This window comes from Acinetobacter sp. SH024 (assembly GCF_000163635.1).
GTDB classification, from domain to species: Bacteria; Pseudomonadota; Gammaproteobacteria; order Pseudomonadales; family Moraxellaceae; genus Acinetobacter; species Acinetobacter pittii.
Genome location: NZ_GG753606.1, coordinates 45,146 through 62,975, shown reverse-complemented (window position 1 = coordinate 62,975; position 17,830 = coordinate 45,146). Strand labels below are relative to the sequence as shown.

The following is a 17,830-nucleotide window of genomic DNA, read 5'->3' as shown; positions in this document are numbered from 1 at the left end:
AAAAAATGGTACAATTTCAGTCAAACCTACAGCGGCCTCCTCAGTATTGGTGAAACCAGTCACTAATTTACCGCTAACTAAAGGCGCTCCATTACTCGCTTTCACATGTCGAAAAACACCCGGGGCATGACACACTGCTGCAACAGGTTTGCCAGACTGAATCGCCTGTTCAATCACAGAAATTGAAATCGGATCTTCTGCTAAATCCCACAATGGGCCATGCCCGCCTGGATAAAACACTGCATCATAATCAGCTACAGAAATTTCGCTAAGTTTATGCGTCTGTGCCAATGCTTGCATTGCAGTTGGATCAGCTTCAAAACGATGAGTGGTTTCAGTTTGCGCATCGGCCAAATTACTTTTCGGATCTAGTGGTGGCTGCCCACCTTGAGGCGACGCCAGCGTAACTTCAGCACCAGAGTCAATAAAGGTGTAATACGGTGCAGCAAGTTCTTCTAGCCAGAAACCTGTTTTCTTACCAGTATTGCCAAGTTGATCATGTGAGGTTAAAACGATTAAAATTTTCATGTTATTTCTCCGATATTTTTCAGGATTGAGGAGCATTGTTGCATGATCACTTGTCGTGTAACGTGACCATGACAGATACGCTTATTTAGATACTCGTCTCGAGAATTTGGCGACTGATCTCTAATGAAACAGTTTTATGTTCGCCTAGCTGTGTAAGATTGTGTGATTTAAGTTGCGTAATGATGATCTCAATATCTGTCTCCCCCAGTCCATAATCGCTAAGACGAGTCGGCAATCCAAGTTGCTCAAAGAAGGCTCGAGTACGAGCAATAGCAGTATCAATACGTTGTTCTTCATCACCTTCGACAATCTGCCAGACTCGAGCTGCATACTGTAGTAATTTTTCTCGCTTCTCTTGACGACGCACTTGTAGATTGGCCGGCAACACAATGGCCAAGGTACGAGCATGATCAATACCATGTAAAGCCGTGAGCTCATGCCCAATCAAATGAGTTGACCAATCTTGTGGTACACCAGCTCCAATTAGCCCATTCAGTGCCATGCTAGCAGCCCACATCAAATTCGCACGCGTGTCATAATCTGCTGAATCTTCCAAGATTTTCGGTCCAATCTCAATCAGAGTTTGCAATAGACCTTCGGCAAAACGATCTTGTACTTGTGCATTGACAGGGTAAGTTAAGTACTGTTCCATGACATGAACAAATGCATCGACCACGCCATTTGCTAATTGGCGCGTCGGCAAGCTAAAAGTTTTATTCGGATCCAGTACGGAAAATTGCGGAAAAACATAGGGGCTGTTAAATGACAATTTGGCTTGGGTCGATTTTCTGGTTACTACCCCACCGCTATTCATTTCTGAACCAGTTGCCGGAAGGGTGAGTACACTCGCAAAAGGCAAAGCTTGAGTAATTTTAGTACCATGGGTTTCTAAAATCTCCCATGTATCCCCTGTATAATTGACTGCTGCTGCAATAAATTTAGTACCATCAATTACCGATCCGCCACCGACAGCCATCAAGAAATCTATCTTTTGTTCTCGAATCAGCTCTACAGCTTTCATGAGGGTTTCATAACTCGGATTCGGCTCAATTCCGCCAAATTCATGAATTTCTCTTGCACCTAATGCTTCACGCACCTCAGCTAAAGTACCATTCTTACGTGCACTTTCACCACCAAACAACATTAATACTTTTGCTTCTGTAGGCACATAGTCATTGATTTTAGCTATTGTATCGCCACCAAAAATAATGCGAGTCGGATTATAAAAGTTAAAATTCAACATATTTTTATCCTAGGATGATCAGCTAATTGATTTGAAAAACCACCGTTATTCATCAAATAAACTTTAAAAAAATTGGACAACACTGCGGCTTTTGACTGCACTATGTGCTAACTATACACAAAAATAGACCAGTCGTCTATTTTTATAAAAATTATTTCAGCTTGCCGACCTTAGTGATGGTTAAACACATTCAGGCTTGTTCTATACCACTTTTATTATTGATGTATTTTCACGAGCGATTGTTGAATGGAAGGTATCAACACGCATGACTACTGACATGGTCGTGAACGCATTGGCTAAAGCAGTGAATGGCTCATACAAAATAGCAATGATTAAATATTTTAAAAGCAGATTGGCACGGTTTAGCAGATGTACAAATGCGACAGTAAATTAGATAGATTGGTTCAATATAAAGCGTGTAAATAGTTGCATTTGTTTATTTACCCTGTTTTGGATATTGACCCTTGTAAATGATGAGATTAAGCCATTAAATAAAGTAGCCCAACTTGAATAGAAAGCCTCTGACAAACATCATAGGGTTGAAGTGCTGCCTTACATTCAAAATTTCAGACAGCACCCTCATACATTTAAGCATCGGTTTAAGCTGGTAGTTTACTCGCCAAAACATCTACTTTTTCAATAGACGGTGGCTCTGAAAATAGCTCTTCGGCCTGAGCCATCAACGCAGCTGCAACCTTGCCAGATAAATGCGCTTGGCGACCCGCCTCATCAGGAAATGCATCAAAAATACCAAATGTTGTAGGTCCAAGACGTAGGCCAAACCACGCAACTGTCGCAGGTTCTTCCATTACAATAGGTAAACCGGCTTTAAGAAAAGCTTCCACTTCGTCTTCTTTACCCGGTTTAGCTTCAAGACGGACATATAAAGCTGTTTTAAGCATGACTAAAACTCCATAATTGATTAGAATTCAAACTGATTCTGACATTGCTAATGTATGCATGTCAGAAAGTTTTGTTGTATAAAAGTTAGAAAAAATTCCCATAGCTGAGCCAAAATTTAGGTTTTTATTTCGACATAATGCTATGAATTTATTCAAGTTAATATCATTAACATTTGAATCAAAAAATCAAGATATGAGATGATTAAATTCAATCTTATTTATATAAGGATCAATTGACTCTACCTTAGCTTTATAAGCTGACCTCTTCATCTGGAAATTATATTGCTCAAGAAGCATTCAAGAACAATATTGTACATCCTCATATCTATGAAAGTTATTTAGCTAGGAATTTGCTGTGAAACTCTATATGTTTCTCTATAAAGCTCGCAATGAAGTAATAGCTATGGTCATACCCTTCTCTTAGGTTAAGTGTAAGAGGATATTCTTGTTCCAAACAAATATCACTAAGAAGCTTAGGCCTTAACTGTTCTTCAAGAAAATCATCAGCTGTTCCTTGATCGACTAAAATAGGTAAATGAACTTCAGCGTTTTTGATTAATTCAATCGCATCATAGCTTTTCCATAAAGTTTCGGTTTCACCTAGGTAGTGTGTAAAAGCCTTTTTCCCCCAAGGTACTTGGCTAGGTGCAACAATTGGTGCAAAAGCAGAAATACTTTTATACAGCTCAGGATTTTTTAATCCAATTACTAATGCACCATGACCACCCATGCTATGACCCATAATACTTTGGACTTGATTGGTCGGAAAATTCAGGTCAATCAGATTTCTGAGCTCTTCCACAATATAATCATACATTTTGAAATGCTGCGACCAGGGTGCTTGTGTTGCATTCACATAGAATCCTGCGCCTTGGCCTAAATCATAATCTGCATGATCTGGTACATCCTCTCCACGTGGGCTGGTATCTGGTGCAACAATAATGACTTTATGTTCAGCCGCATACTTTTGTGCTCCGGCTTTAGTAATAAAGTTCTGTTCGTTGCAAGTCAATCCTGATAACCAATATAACACTGGCAACCGCTCATCTTTGTCATGAGGTGGCAGATATATTGAGAATTTCATTGAACAGTTTAATGCTATTGACTGATGGCGATACACTTCTTGCGATCCACCAAAAGAAGCATGCTTCTCAATTATTTCCATAATCAATTACCTATGTTGAGCAAGACTTCATGAGAAATCAAGTAAACAAAGAGTCTTACATTCTCCACAGAGAATAGTGATAAAGATTTAAAATGTAGGCAGGTTTATTGAACCTATACACGATGCCTACACAGATAGATCTGTTTTACAGATGATGTGCCGTTTTAGAGGATTCCATGCATGTCATTCATGATGCACATGCATGGAAAAGTATAAGGTCTGACGCAATTATTCGTAATGAATTACAGTACGAATTGACTTACCTTCATGCATTAGATCAAAGGCTTCATTGATCTGATCCAAGCCCATCGTATGTGTCACAAATGGTTCTAATTGAATTTTACCTTTCATGGCATCTTCAACCATTCCTGGAAGTTGCGTACGACCTTTTACACCACCAAAGGCAGAACCTAGCCATTTACGACCAGTAACCAGTTGGAATGGACGGGTAGAGATTTCCTGACCTGCGCCAGCTACACCAATAATTACGGATTGTCCCCAGCCACGGTGTGCACTTTCAAGGGCTGCACGCATCACATTCACGTTACCAATACATTCAAATGAATGATCTACACCCCAGCCAGTCATTTCGACAATTACTTGCTGGATTGGTTTATCGTAATCTTTAGGGTTCAAGAAGTCCGTTGCACCAAACTCTTTTGCCAGCGCAAATTTATCTGGATTCATGTCAACCACAATAATACGCCCTGCTTTAGCTTGACGTGCGGCTTGTACGACTGCCAAACCAATACCACCTAAACCAAAGACCGCAACACTATCACCTTCTTGTACTTTAGCCGTGTTATGTACTGCACCGATACCCGTTGTTACCCCACAACCCAGTAAGCAGACATGTTCGTGATTGGCTTCAGGATTGATTTTAGCCAATGATACTTCTGCCACTACAGTGTATTCACTGAACGTTGAGCAGCCCATATAGTGGTAAATCGGTTGACCGTTGTAGGAAAAACGAGTGGTACCATCTGGCATTACGCCTCTACCTTGAGTTTCGCGAACGGAAATACACAAGTTCGATTTTCCAGATTTACAGAATACGCACTCGCCACATTCAGCAGTGTAAAGTGGAATTACATGATCACCTGGTTTGACGCTAGTCACGCCTTCACCAACCTCAACTACAACACCAGCACCTTCATGCCCGAGAATAGCGGGAAAAACACCTTCAGGATCATCGCCAGATAAAGTAAATGCGTCTGTATGACACACACCGGTATGGGAGATCTTGATTAATACTTCACCTTTCTTCGGTGGTGCAACATCAACTTCAACAATTTGAAGAGGTTGACCAGGACCAAACGCAACAGCAGCACGTGACTTCATGGAATAATTCCTTATACAGATCTATTTTAAATATGATTTTAAAATCTTGGCGATTTCAGCCAATTCTTCTTTTCGTTGTTGTTCTGTGGTTTCACCTGATACTAAAGTGTCCTTTAAATGAACCTCCAACATTTCATTCATTAAACCATTAATAGCACCGCGCACAGAGCATATTTGTTGCAGAATTGCACCACATTCCACATTGTCTTCTAACGCTTTTTCAATCGCTTGCGTCTGACCTTTGATCTTTCTGACGCGTAGAAGAATCTTTTTTTTGTCTTCAACCTGATTAGGCATCAGACCTCCTTATTTGCTAGTGTTAATACTATAGTACCCTATAGTATAAAAAAGAACAATATTTTTTTATAAATCGAAAAGGCTTTGTACGAGATGACCAAAAACGGGCAGTTGGCTTGGTGAACCGTAATTTTAGTGCTGATCATCCTGACCCTTGCGAAGCAGTGCTTTTTGTATGTCAGGTCGCAGACTTCAGCTATATTCAAACAAATTCAGGCTAGGTCTATACCGCCCTTATTATTGATGTGTTCTCACGCGCAATTGTTGGATGGAAAGTATCAACACGGATGAATAGAGATATGGTGCTTGATGCACTGGAGCAAGTATTACGTGACCGATGTATGCCAAAGAATGTAATTCATGATTTAAATAGAGGTGTGCAATATCTTTCTATTCGTTTTCCTGTTAGAGGCAGCAAATTTAGGAGCATCAGTCGGTACAACTGGTGATTCCTATGATAATGCTTTGGCTGAAACGGTGAATGGCTTATACAAAACTGAGGTGATTGACTATTGAAAAGCAGATGTACAACTTGCGATATTAAATTGGGTAGATTGGTTCAATAAAAAGCGTGTACACAGTGCATTGGTTATGTATCGCCTTTTGATTTTGAAACAAAGTATTATGATAAAATTAACCCGTTAGTTCAGGTGGCCCAACTTAAATAAAAAGTCTCCTACAAACCCAGTACGGTTCACTCTGCTATCAAAGGCTTTATGCAACAAAGCCTCATGGAAATAAAGACAAAAGTGACTTTTAAATCTGAAAAAATCAAAATTGTGGTCTCAAAATTGCTTTATAAAAATATTGAAAAAAGTGAAGAACATTAAATTTATGTTACAAAACTCTAAGCGTATTGGTTTTTTATTACTCGATAACTTTTCAATGATTGCTTTCTCAAACATGGTTGAAGTCTTGCGTATGGCTAATTATGTTACAGAAGACAATTTATACCAATGGAATGTAACGGGTTTAGATGGTCATCATAGCTGCGCAAGCAATGGTCTTCAAATACAACATACCTGTGTTTGGTCACATTTACTGAACATGGATATAGTTTTTATTTGTGGTGGTTTTCAACTTTATAAAAATATGACAGTACGCTTAAAGAATTTTTTATATAGGTTGGATCAACAAAAAATTGCTTTAGGTGGTTTATGTACAGGCGCTTATGTATTAGCGAAAGCCAATCTACTAAATGGCTTTCGTGCTAGCCTTCATTGGGAAAATACCTTAGCGGCACAAGAAGAGTTTCCATTAGTACAGTTTACCCCACATATTTTTACCATTGATGCGAACCGTTTTACCTGTTCTGGTGGGCTTGCAGCGATTGATTTAGGCTTGGCACTTGTTGAAATACACTATCCAAATATTGCTAAAAGAATCTGTGAGCAATTTATTGTTCATCAAGTGCGTGAGAGCAATGAAATTCAACATCAACCTATTGCTGAACATAAGAAAAAACTTGATTTTCAGATTCAAGAAGTATTGCGCTTAATGGAAAATAATATTAATGAGCCTTTAACTATTGCTGAAATTGCACAGCATGTAAAAATTCAACCGCGTACTTTAGAGCGCTTGTTTAAAATGAATCTACAATTGGCTCCAAAAGAATATTATTTAAAACTAAGACTCACCTATGCACAGAATCTACTTAAACAGTCTACGTTAAACATTTCAAATATTGCTTTGGCATGTGGTTTTTGTAATGTATCTAGTTTTACTAAAGCCTATAAAGCTTTTTTTAACTATTCCCCCAAATTTGAACGTAACATTCTGGATTTTGCTCATTAGTGTTTTTTAGTCTTGTCGGTTTTTGACAACTTTTTGACGCTTTTAGCAAAAATCCCTATTCATATTCTGCATAAGCTTAGCTCATTGATTACATTACATTGATCTAGGAAAATATATGAATACTTTAGTAAATAATTTTGTTGCTTCACAACTACCATCATTATTAACCATTGAAAATGGTGAAAAAGTTTCTGCAACATTTTCATTATCTGAGTATCAAAATAGACAGAGCAAGTTACGCCAACTAATGGAAGAGCTAGAAATTGATCATATTCTATTTAGTTCAATCCATAACATTAACTATTATGCAGACTTTATTTATTGTTCATTTGGGCGCTTCTACGGTCTGGTGGTTAGCCCAGAAAAAGTGGTGACAATTTCAGCAAATATTGATGCTGGGCAACCTTGGCGTCGTACGATTGGCGACTATAACGTAGTTTATACTGACTGGCAGCGTGATAACTATTTTAAAGCGGTTACACAAGAAATTCCAAATAAAGGCCGTGTAGGAATTGAGTTTGATCATTTACCTTTAGAACGTTTAAACAAGTTAAAAGCAGTTTTACCGAATGTGCAGTTTGTGGATATTAGTGCCGCATGCATGAAGCTACGCATGATTAAATCTGCTGAAGAAATTGCACATATCACCCAAGGTGCTGCAGTATGTGATATTGGTGGTTTTGCAGTGACTGCAGCAATTCGTGAAGGTGTGCCAGAGCATGAAGTGGCTTTAGCCTCTACTCAATCCATGGTACGTGAAATTGCCAAACGTTTTCCAAACTCTGAACTCATGGATACGTGGACTTGGTTTCAATCAGGCATTAATACGGATGGTGCACATAATCCTGTTACAACCCGCCAAGTCCGAAAAGGTGATATTTTAAGTTTAAACTGCTTTTCTATGATTGCTGGCTATTATACAGCTTTAGAGCGTACACAGTTCTTTGATCACTGTGATGATGCTTCATTACGAATTTGGGAGGCGAATGTCAAGGTGCATGAAGCTGGCTTAAAACTCATTCGCCCAGGTGCACGTTGCAGTGATATTGCTAAAGAGTTAAATGAAATTTTCTATGAAGAAGGTTTATTGCAGTACCGCACATTTGGTTATGGACATTCCTTTGGTGTGTTATCACATTATTACGGTCGTGAAGCCGGTTTAGAATTACGTGAAGATATTGATACGGTGATAGAACCAGGCATGGTGATTTCAATGGAACCTATGATTATGATTCCGCAAGGAATGGCTGGGGCTGGTGGTTACCGTGAACATGATATCTTGGTCGTTACAGAATCAGGAAATGAAAATATTACCAAATTCCCATATGGTCCAGAACATAACATTATCAAATAAAAGATTTTAAATAGGCACTCTGAAAATGAGTGCCTATTTAATTAGGAGTAAATAGAATGAAAAACAATCATCAAATAGAGCAAAAAAATACTCTAAGACGTGTTGCTAGCGCCAGCTTTATTGGTAATTTTGTGGAGTGGTTTGATTATGCTGCATATGGTTTTTTGGCAACAGTTATTGCAGTGGTTTTTTTCCCGAAAAGTGACCCTTTAACCGCATTAATGGCTACATATGCGATCTTTGCAATTTCATTTATTTTTCGTCCATTAGGCGGTATTTTTTGGGGGCATGTTGGGGATAAATTTGGTCGAAAAAATGCACTATCGTGGTCGATTATATTAATGACACTGGCTACGGTATGTATTGCACTGTTACCAAGTTATCAAAGTATCGGTATTTTTGCACCGATTATGTTATTAATATTCCGGATGATCCAAGGCTTCTCCGCTTCAGGTGAATATGCTGGTGCAGCAAATTTTCTTGCAGAATACGCCCCTAAGGGAAAAAGAGGACTTTATACCAGTTTAGTTCCTGCAAGTACTGCAACGGGTTTACTACTCGGCTCTTTAATGGCAGCGGCGATGTTCGCTTTCATGTCAGAGGCGTTTTTACACGAATATGGTTGGAGAATTCCATTTTTATTGGCAGCACCATTAGGTTTAATCGGGTATTATATCCGTGTAAAGTTAGAAGAAACCCCAGAGTTTTTAGAACATCAAAAAAATAGCAACAAAGAAAATTTTCCAATCAAAGCCTTATTTACTCAGTATCAACCAGCACTTTTTAAAGCATTTGCAGTTGCATCTTTAAATGCCACCGCCTTCTATCTTATTTTTAGTTATATGCCAAATTATTTAGCTACAGAGTTAGGTGTAAATAAATCCCAAGCCTTTATATCAGGGTCAATTTCATTGCTATTTTATATTGCTGTAGTTTTTGTGATGGGCAAATATTCAGATCGAATTGGACGTAAGAAAATGTTGCTTTGGGCAGGTCTAAGCTTTATAGCACTGACTGTACCCTTGTTCTACTTACTTTCAACTGCCAGTTTTATTGAAATGGTGATCATTCAGCTCATGTTCTGCACATTATTAGCAATGAACGATGGGAGCTTACCTGCATATTTAACAGAACAATTCCCTATACAAGTGCGCTATACCGGTTTTGCCTTTAGTTTTAATACTGCTAATGCACTGTTAGGTGGAACAGTTCCTTTCGTTGCAACTTGGTTAATTCAACAAACAGCTAATACCTTAGCACCTAGTATCTTATTAGTTATAGTTGCAATTTTTGCAAGTATGGCTTTATTAGAGAGGAAATCACATCATTTAATCAATGCTAAGGCTTAAAAGGAATAGGTTATGCTTTTAAATGCTCTCCCTACATTCAATAGAAATATATCGACTTTAATTGGTCTTACAGCTGTCATATTTTGGAGTACAAATGTAGGCTTAATGCGTAGTGTCAGTGAGAGCTTTGGAGCTGTAGCTGGTGCTGCTCTAATTTACAGTGTCGCATCCATGATTTTAGTTTTCATGGTTGGTATGCCTAAGTTTTCTACCATCCCAAAATCCTATTTATGGTGGGGAAGCCTTTTATTTGTTGCTTATGAATTATGTTTTGCCCTTTCTATTGGCTATGCGCAAAACAGTAGACAAGCAATCGAAGTCGGCATGATTAATTATCTATGGCCAACATTTACTCTACTATTCGCAATTATTTTTAACAACGTTAAGGCCAATATTTTAATTATTCCTGGCTGCATATTCGCTTTAGTTGGAATTTGTTGGGTATTAGGAGGAGATACTGGATTTGATTTTTTTCAGATATTTACTAATTTAAAAGCTAATCCTCTTAGTTATGGTTTAGCTTTTGCTGCTGCTATTTTGTGGGCTGCATATTGTTCTGTGACAGTAAAAACATCTCAGGGTAAAAATCTAGTCACTATATTTTTTGCCTTGACTGGAGTTGTACTATGGATCAAATACCTTCTCATGAGTGGGTCAGCTCTTAATTTTACTTATGACAATACAGTCACTCTGATTATGGCAGCTGGTGCTTTAGGTTTGGGATATGGTGCTTGGAATATTGGAATTATTTCAGGGAACATGACGTTAATGGCTGGAGCTTCTTATTTTATTCCCGTGCTATCAGCTTTGTTTGCGGCATTAATTCTAAGTACGTCCTTATCTTTTATCTTTTGGCAAGGTGTTGCAATGGTGACAGCAGGAGCAGTTTTGTGTTGGTTAGCGACTCGAAAGAAACAAATTATTTAGAGTTATACTAAAATTAACATACTAGACTTTAAGCGAAGTCAAGATATTGAAACTGTTTATCTATTAGGGCGTGTCCTCATTTGAAAAATTGATTTTAAAGATTTAAAAGAATGATTTAACCTCTTTTTATTTGTATATTTCTCAATGGCACGAACTCTACTCACCGATGATATTTGACAACAAATCCAGTCTACGATGCAATTTCATGGTTGTTATTGTTCAAAGAACGGTAGAAATATCATGGAAGCCATCTTATGGAAATTATGTACAGATGCAACATGGCGTGATATTCCTGAAGAATTTTGTCCTTGGAAAACAGCATATAACCGCTTTAATCGTTGGGCGAGTAAGGGCTTGTGGGGTAAATTTTTTTAAACTACGAGGCGTATTGGATCAAGAATGAGTATTCATTGAGGGAAGCTACATATGCGCGCATCAGCATGCAAGTGGAGCTCGGCACGGTTTCAAGCGAGCAATTGGACGGTCTAGAGGTGAAAGAACCACAAAAATTCATCTTGCAACCGACGCGAATGGATTGCCGATTGATTTTAAAATCACTAGAGGTGAACTCCATGACAGCCAAGTTGCGGAGTAGTTGATTGGTGAGGCAGATTATCTGATTGCAGATAAAGGTTATGATTCGGAAAAAATTAGGACGTTGCCAAGAAAGCAAAATATTGTGCCGATCATCCCAATGAAATCAAATAGTAAGAGAGAAAATAAAGAATTTGATCGGTATTAATATCGTTTAAGTCATCTAGTTGAAAATGCCTTTGCGAGATTAAAACATTTCCGAGCGATAGCGACCCGATTTGATAAGCTTGCACGAAATTATCAGTCTATGATTTACATTGCTTGCATGTTAATTTGGTGCAAAGCCAAATGAGGACATGCCCTAGACATCAGACCTCCTTATTTTTTAGTTTTTATACTATAGTGCTCCATAGTATAAAAAGCAATACTTTTTATAAATCGAAAAATCAAAAAGGTCTTTAGCGAAAATTTTCTGTCTCTATTTTTAATTTTTTTAAATAAACATAGTAGAGCTTATACAAAAGTCACAAAAAAATGGGAGCTTTAGCTCCCATTTTTTTATTTTGGCTCATGTTCTTTGTAATGCTGTGACCTTTTAGAATTATGTTTCCAACTTTTAGCCACTTTGTAGATATTTTGAACGTATCACACCTTAAAAATACTACCGATAGTTTAGATTAAAAATGCCTTTACAGACTGTACTAGATTATTTTTAGTGAGCGGATGATATTTATTATTCATTATTTAGGAATTATTAAATCCTATAAATATCATTTATTGGATTATTTTACTTTGGTACTGTGCATATCAACCCCCAGTTATGAATAAGGAACAACTATGAATAAGATGATGAGTGCTCTTATCCTAGAAAATTTTGGTGATCATGAATTTACACGTGTAGAACTCCCTATACCTCAACCAGAGGCTGGGCAAGTTCTAGTACGTATTCATGCTAGTGGTGTAAACCCTATTGATTATAAAATTCGTCTTGGTGAAGCACCATATGCTATGCCAGAGCTTCCTGCCGTGTTGGGAACAGATATGGCTGGGGTTGTAACTGCTATTGGTGAAGGTGTCACTCACTTCAACGTCGGAGATGAAGTTTACGGTCTGATTGGTGGCGTTCGTAATCTTCAAGGATCTTTAGCAGAATATATTGTAGCAGATGCTGATCTGATCGCATTAAAGCCACGGAATATCTCTATGCGCGAGGCAGCAGTACTACCATTGACGTTCCTCACCGCTTGGGAAGGTTTAGTGGATAATGCTAAGGTTCAACCAGGGCAAACTGTACTGGTTCAGGGTGGTGCTGGTGGCGTTGGTTATATGGTTGTTCAGCTTGCAAAAGCACTTGATGCAAATGTTTGGGCGACTGGTCGTACAGCTGATCAATCGCTGATTTCAGAACTCGGTGCAACACCTCTCGATTACACAACAGCATCTTCCGATGACATTATTGCTGCAAGCCCTGAGGGTCAAGGCTTTAACATTGTTTACGACACTGTGGGTGGTCCAGTACTCGAAGCCTCACTTTCCATGACAACTCACTATGGCCACATTACCAGCTGTGCTGCATTTGGTAATCATAATTTAGCGAGTTCATCTCTACGATGTGCCACACTGTCTGGCGTATTCGTCCTATTGCCGATGTTAACAGGCAATCGCCGTTCTCATCATGGTGATGTCCTTAAGATCGCTACCCGTCTCGTTGAGGAAGGTAAACTGTGTCCTATTGTTGATCCTCGTCATTTTACTCTAGACCAAGCGATTGAGGCTCATGATGCTGTTCAAGATCGCTCTGCCAATATTAAGGTCGTTATTGATGTCATTTAACGCACTTCAGGCCAAGACTTGGCGCTTCAATTGTATTGGAGATACAGATGTTCTGACATTAGAAACACTTCCTGTTGCTTTACCAGCCGCAGGAGAAGTTCTAATACAGATGAAAACGATCGGACTCAACCGGGCTGATGTAATGTTTCGGCGTGGTACTTATATTCAAAAGGCAGTATTCCCTTCTCGTCTGGGATATGAGGGAGCAGGCATAGTTCTTGCGATAGGTGAAGGTGTACGCCAATTTTCTCCAGGAGATGCAGTATCGATTCTTCCGACTGACAATCTAGCCAAATATGGGACATATACGGACAAGCTTCTGATTCCAGAAACTTTTTTAGTTCACAAACCTGATAGTTTAAGCTGGGAAGAAGCTTCTTCAATCTGGATGCAGTATTTGACGGCTTGGGGTGGTGTAATCCATGCTGGTGGAGTTTCGAAAGGAAAAACGATCTTGATCACAGCAGCTTCAAGTAGCGTAGGACTAGCTGCGATACAGATAGCTGAAGCAGCGGATGCTAAGGTCATTGCAAGTACACAGACGATAGAGAAAAAGCAACGTTTACTGGATCTCGGTGTTAAAAATGTTATAGCCCGTGAAGATGAACCAGATTTGTATGAGGCGCTTGTTTTACGTTTAGGTGGAGAACATCTTGATGTCGCCTTCGATGCTGTGGGAGGGCCACATATTGAACAGATTGCAAAAGCGATGTCTGTGGGAGGAACTATGGTTATGCATGGTGCACTTAGCCCGGAGATCACACCATTTCCCCTTAAAGTTGCATTACGCAAAAGCTTAACCATGCGAGGTTTTTTATTCCTTGAGGTTCTCCATGACCCTGTTCTAAGGGAGCAAGCCAGACGATTTATTCTTAGCAGTATAGGTGCAGGATATCTTCGTCCAGTGATCGACTGTTGCTTTAACTTTGAGGACATGCATGACGCTCAGCGCTATCTTGAATCAAATCAGCAAATAGGAAAAATTGTAGTTACTCTAAATACATGATGGTCTTATCTGATTTCTACTTTCTAAAAAAAAGGTTAGTTACATCTGATTCAAGTTTCTATATGGCCCAGCACTTCCGCTAAGTAATCAAACAATGCTCGGATTCGCAAAGGTGTCGGGCCCCGCTGTGGACGATATAAATACAGGCGCCAAACGGGAGAGTTTTCCTCATGAAGTATCTGAATGAGCTTACCACTCCTAAGCCACGGCAAAACTAGAAATCCAGGCATGTGTCCGAATCCGACTCCAGCGAGAATAGCTTGAAATTCAGCTTCTAGATCATCTGTAATAAAACGGGGCTTTGATGGCGTAAAGCTTCGACTTTCGGTGAATGTCCATGGCCAGTAACGCCCTGTTTTATGATCGACTAGTGCTGTTAGAGGGTATTTATCAAGATCAATAATTTTTTTGGGCATTCCAACCTTATCAATTAACTCTGGCGTACCCACAGAATAAAAGTTCACTTTAGCCAATTCCTTTGCCACATATCGATTGTCCGGCAAAAATCCAAATCTGATCCCGATATCTATCCGCTCATCGATCACATCCGAGTGTGAATCTGTTAGCACACAATCAACGACAATATCTGGATAACGTGTGGCAAATTCTGCTAGTGCAGGTATTACCAATTTACGCCCTAACACAGACGACACAGTAAGACGGACAGTCCCACGCATTTCATCTCGTTTTTCCTTGGTGTCTTTTACAAGCAAAGCATCGATTGATCCCACCGCAAAACGTGCTTGCTTTGCCAGACGCTCACCATCAGCGGTAATTTTAATTTGTCGAGTACTCCTGTAGAACAGAATCTCTCCGCGCTGCTCTTCTAGCTCTTTTATTGCCCGTGTCACTACCTGTGGGGAAATACCTAGCTGAGTTGCTGCCTCCTTAAAATTTCGAGACTCTGCTGCGACACAAAAGATACGCATCATTTCCAATTTGTTCTGCATGTCCAATCCTGTGTTATGGTAATTATTCCGTAAATAGGAATTCTGAAAGATAATATTATTCATTTATTATACCTGACAAGGCTGTAATACTTAACCCATCAAATATGATTGACAGATAGGTTGAAGGTTACTTATATGAATAATATAGAAAATAAAGTTATTGTTATCACTGGTGCAAGTAGTGGTTTAGGTGAAGCTACTGCTCGCTTACTTGCTAAAAAAGGTGCAAAGGTTGTACTTGGTGCTAGACGTACTGAAAAATTACAGGCTATTGTTCACGACATTCGTGCTGAAGGTGGTCAAGCTGAATTTATTGGTATGGATATAACCAAACCACATGAAGTACAAGCACTTATTGAAAAGGCATTAAGCGCATTTGGTCAAATCGATGTATTGGTAAACAATGCTGGATTAATGTCTATTGCACCATTAAGTGAGCTAAAAGTTGATGAATGGGATCGTATGATCGACATTAATATTAAAGGTGTTCTTTATGGTATAGCAGCTACACTGCCTGTTTTCCAAAAACAAAACTTTGGACACTTTATTAATCTCGCATCTGTTGCAGGGTTAAAAGTATTTAGTCCAGGAGGTACTGTTTATAGCGGTACTAAGTTTGCTGTAAGAGCCATCTCTGAAGGCCTTCGTCATGAAGTTGGGGGAACAATTAGAACGACTACTATTGAGCCTGGTGCAATTGAGTCAGAACTAAAATTTGGTTCTTCTCATAAAGAAAGTTCAGAGTTTGTTACTGATTTCTACAAACAAGCCATACCAGCTGACTCAGTCGCTCGAGCAATTGCTTATGCAATTGAACAGCCTGCGGATGTAGATATTAATGAAATTGTTTTGCGCCCAACGAGCCAAGAGTTTTAATTATTGAATAACATAAAATGGGAGTACTTCGCTCCCATTTTTACTATATTTTTTTAAAGTTGAGGACAAATCTATGAAAGCCGTATCGTATGTTATAAATAACCATGATGATTTTAAAAATTCATTGGTAGATATTGAAAAAGCGAAGCCTACGCTTAAGGAACGTGATGTACTGGTAAAAGTTCAGGCAATCTCTGTGAATCCAGTTGATACTAAAGTGAGAAAAAATTCGTCTGAAGCAAATAATCGTATTTTAGGTTGGGATGCCGTTGGGGAAATTATCGAAGTTGGCTCAAAAGTTACCTCGTTTAAAGTAGGAGATTCTGTTTGGTATGCTGGCAATTTAACCCGAGATGGTAGTAATGCTGAGTTTCAAGCAGTCGATGAACGAATTATCAGTCTTAAACCAATTACAGTATCTAATGCAGAAGCAGCAGCATTGCCATTAACTGCAATAACGGCATGGGAAATGCTGTTTGATCGGTTTCAAATTTCAGAAACAGAAGTTGGCAGTATTTTAATTATTGGTGGTGCAGGCGGTGTAGGTTCAATTGCTATCCAACTCCTAAAAGCAAAAACAAATCTGAGCGTTATAGCAACAGCTTCACGTGAAGAAACGAAATCTTGGGTGGAATCACTTGGTGCCGACCATGTCATTGATCATAGCAAAGATTTAAATGTACAAATCGAGACACTAGGCATTGAAAAACCAAAATATGTATTCTCTACAAATCATACAGAAACGTATATCAAGCAAATAGTTTCTCTGATTGCACCACAAGCCAAGCTTGGATTGATCGATGATCCACAAGCATTTGATATTATGCCGTTTAAGACTAAATCTATTTCTATCCATTGGGAGTTGATGTTCACCCGTTCAATGTATGAAACCGATGATATTGAAAAGCAAGGTAATCTATTGCAACAGGTTGCCCAATTAGTTGACCAGCAAAAAATTAGAAGTACCCTCAACCAAAATCTAGGAAAAATTAACGCTGCAAACTTGGAGAAGGCGCATAAGTTGCTTGAATCAGGCAAGTCAAAAGGCAAAATTGTACTAGAAAACTTCTAAAACAAATTCAAGGTGAAATAATGACTATTTCAATAATTGCGAACTTTAAGGCAAAATCAGATCAAAAAGAGACGTTAGAAGCGCTTTTAAAAAGTGTAATAGAGCTTACGCTTCAAGAAGAAGGATGCTTGAAATATGAGCTTTATATTAGCGAAAATGACTCGAGTAGATATTTCTTCTTAGAAGAATGGCGTAGCAGGGAGGATTTAGATATCCATATAGCCTCTGATTATATTCAAAGTTTATTTGGTAATATCCAATCGCTAATTGAATCAAGTGATATTATAGAAATCAAAAAAATATAGCTGTATTCGGACATTATGATGAAGTATTCTTCAAATTAACATAGAGACTTAGAAAGCTAACATAAAAATTGTAGCTATAAGCTCCTGTTTTTTAATATTTTTTTAATTTTTTAGTAGTAACCTAGGCTTCAACAAATTATGCCCCTAAGGGGAGCCACCAATACCCTGCATTTTGACAACAATGTCATCGTTTAGAGGCAGGAAATTTACGAGCATCAGTCGGTACGACTGGTGATTCATATGATATTGCTTTGGCTGAAACGGTGAATGGCTTATACAAAACAGAGGTGATTGAATATTTAAAAGCAGATTGGCAAGGTTTAGAAGATGTACAACTTGCGACACTAAACTGGG

General features: G+C 38.7%; 16 protein-coding genes and 4 pseudogenes. 13 read left to right on the top strand and 7 right to left on the bottom strand.

What is annotated here, in order from left to right; genetic code table 11:
- Together HMPREF0013_RS23400 and HMPREF0013_RS23395 are read right to left on the bottom strand one after the other, a co-directional pair.
- Positions 1 to 528: type 1 glutamine amidotransferase domain-containing protein (locus HMPREF0013_RS23400; RefSeq protein ID WP_025464208.1), on the bottom strand; the 528-nt coding region annotated here is incomplete at its 3' end.
- Positions 529 to 613: 85 nt separating this feature from the next.
- Positions 614 to 1,771: an iron-containing alcohol dehydrogenase gene (locus HMPREF0013_RS23395; protein WP_000931663.1), complete on the bottom strand. Its 1,158-nt coding sequence runs from the start codon at positions 1,769 to 1,771 to the stop codon at positions 614 to 616.
- Positions 1,772 to 1,955: 184 nt separating this feature from the next.
- On the opposite strand from HMPREF0013_RS23395, the pseudogene HMPREF0013_RS25505 reads away from it, so the two are divergent.
- Positions 1,956 to 2,285 (top strand): annotated as a pseudogene (locus HMPREF0013_RS25505) (IS3 family transposase); the annotation flags it as partial.
- Positions 2,286 to 2,370: 85 nt separating this feature from the next.
- Here HMPREF0013_RS25505 and HMPREF0013_RS23390 read toward each other — a convergent pair.
- The 4 genes from HMPREF0013_RS23390 to HMPREF0013_RS23375 all read right to left on the bottom strand — a co-directional run bounded on the left by HMPREF0013_RS23390 (position 2,371) and on the right by HMPREF0013_RS23375 (position 5,476).
- Entirely contained in the window at positions 2,371 to 2,673 is a 303-nt protein-coding gene (locus tag HMPREF0013_RS23390; protein WP_000920558.1) for a putative quinol monooxygenase, read from the bottom strand.
- Between the two features lie 334 nt (positions 2,674 to 3,007).
- Entirely contained in the window at positions 3,008 to 3,838 is an 831-nt protein-coding gene (fghA, locus tag HMPREF0013_RS23385; RefSeq protein WP_000402510.1) for an S-formylglutathione hydrolase, read from the bottom strand.
- A gap of 228 nt (positions 3,839 to 4,066) precedes the next feature.
- Positions 4,067 to 5,179: an S-(hydroxymethyl)glutathione dehydrogenase/class III alcohol dehydrogenase gene (locus tag HMPREF0013_RS23380; RefSeq protein WP_000842149.1), complete on the bottom strand. Its 1,113-nt coding sequence runs from the start codon at positions 5,177 to 5,179 to the stop codon at positions 4,067 to 4,069.
- Between the two features lie 21 nt (positions 5,180 to 5,200).
- Positions 5,201 to 5,476 carry a metal/formaldehyde-sensitive transcriptional repressor gene (locus HMPREF0013_RS23375; RefSeq protein ID WP_001133624.1) on the bottom strand — a complete coding sequence of 92 codons (276 nt, stop codon included), beginning with the start codon at positions 5,474 to 5,476 and terminating at the stop codon, positions 5,201 to 5,203.
- A gap of 89 nt (positions 5,477 to 5,565) precedes the next feature.
- Here HMPREF0013_RS23375 and HMPREF0013_RS24870 point away from each other — a divergent pair.
- From HMPREF0013_RS24870 to HMPREF0013_RS23345, 8 genes and pseudogenes are all read left to right on the top strand, one after another.
- Positions 5,566 to 6,144: pseudogene (locus HMPREF0013_RS24870) on the top strand (DDE-type integrase/transposase/recombinase); the annotation flags it as partial.
- Positions 6,145 to 6,310: 166 nt separating this feature from the next.
- A complete protein-coding gene (locus tag HMPREF0013_RS23370; protein ID WP_000941154.1) occupies positions 6,311 to 7,270 on the top strand; it encodes a GlxA family transcriptional regulator in 960 nt (319 codons plus the stop codon).
- A 115-nt stretch (positions 7,271 to 7,385) separates the two neighbouring features.
- Positions 7,386 to 8,624, top strand: coding sequence for a M24 family metallopeptidase (locus tag HMPREF0013_RS23365; protein WP_001094923.1), 1,239 nt, complete (start codon positions 7,386 to 7,388; stop codon positions 8,622 to 8,624).
- A 56-nt stretch (positions 8,625 to 8,680) separates the two neighbouring features.
- On the top strand, positions 8,681 to 9,973 hold the full coding sequence (locus tag HMPREF0013_RS23360; RefSeq protein WP_000794339.1) for an MFS transporter: 1,293 nt from the start codon (positions 8,681 to 8,683) through the stop codon (positions 9,971 to 9,973).
- A gap of 12 nt (positions 9,974 to 9,985) precedes the next feature.
- Positions 9,986 to 10,900 carry an aromatic amino acid DMT transporter YddG gene (gene yddG, locus HMPREF0013_RS23355; protein WP_000925802.1) on the top strand — a complete coding sequence of 305 codons (915 nt, stop codon included), beginning with the start codon at positions 9,986 to 9,988 and terminating at the stop codon, positions 10,898 to 10,900.
- Positions 10,901 to 11,095: 195 nt separating this feature from the next.
- Positions 11,096 to 11,786 (top strand): annotated as a pseudogene (locus tag HMPREF0013_RS25045) (IS5 family transposase).
- Between the two features lie 485 nt (positions 11,787 to 12,271).
- Complete coding sequence (locus HMPREF0013_RS23350) at positions 12,272 to 13,267, top strand: zinc-dependent alcohol dehydrogenase family protein (RefSeq protein WP_001038516.1); 996 nt, start codon at positions 12,272 to 12,274, stop codon at positions 13,265 to 13,267.
- Positions 13,257 to 14,273 (top strand): zinc-dependent alcohol dehydrogenase family protein, encoded by a 1,017-nt coding sequence (locus tag HMPREF0013_RS23345; protein WP_000009381.1) that lies wholly within the window; start codon positions 13,257 to 13,259, stop codon positions 14,271 to 14,273. The genes HMPREF0013_RS23350 and HMPREF0013_RS23345 overlap by 11 nt, the downstream gene beginning before the upstream one ends.
- A 50-nt stretch (positions 14,274 to 14,323) precedes the next feature.
- Here HMPREF0013_RS23345 and HMPREF0013_RS23340 read toward each other — a convergent pair whose 3' ends face one another.
- Entirely contained in the window at positions 14,324 to 15,223 is a 900-nt protein-coding gene (locus HMPREF0013_RS23340; protein WP_001180108.1) for a LysR family transcriptional regulator, read from the bottom strand.
- Between the two features lie 135 nt (positions 15,224 to 15,358).
- Here HMPREF0013_RS23340 and HMPREF0013_RS23335 point away from each other — a divergent pair, with 135 nt between their 5' ends.
- The 4 genes and pseudogenes from HMPREF0013_RS23335 to HMPREF0013_RS25040 form a co-directional block, all read left to right on the top strand.
- Positions 15,359 to 16,099: an SDR family oxidoreductase gene (locus tag HMPREF0013_RS23335; RefSeq protein WP_001059480.1), complete on the top strand. Its 741-nt coding sequence runs from the start codon at positions 15,359 to 15,361 to the stop codon at positions 16,097 to 16,099.
- Positions 16,100 to 16,172: 73 nt separating this feature from the next.
- Positions 16,173 to 17,171: a zinc-binding alcohol dehydrogenase family protein gene (locus HMPREF0013_RS23330; protein ID WP_002120211.1), complete on the top strand. Its 999-nt coding sequence runs from the start codon at positions 16,173 to 16,175 to the stop codon at positions 17,169 to 17,171.
- Between the two features lie 20 nt (positions 17,172 to 17,191).
- Positions 17,192 to 17,476 carry a putative quinol monooxygenase gene (locus HMPREF0013_RS23325; RefSeq protein WP_000155817.1) on the top strand — a complete coding sequence of 95 codons (285 nt, stop codon included), beginning with the start codon at positions 17,192 to 17,194 and terminating at the stop codon, positions 17,474 to 17,476.
- 185 nt (positions 17,477 to 17,661) lie between these two features.
- A pseudogene (locus HMPREF0013_RS25040) lies at positions 17,662 to 17,830 on the top strand (IS3 family transposase); the annotation flags it as partial.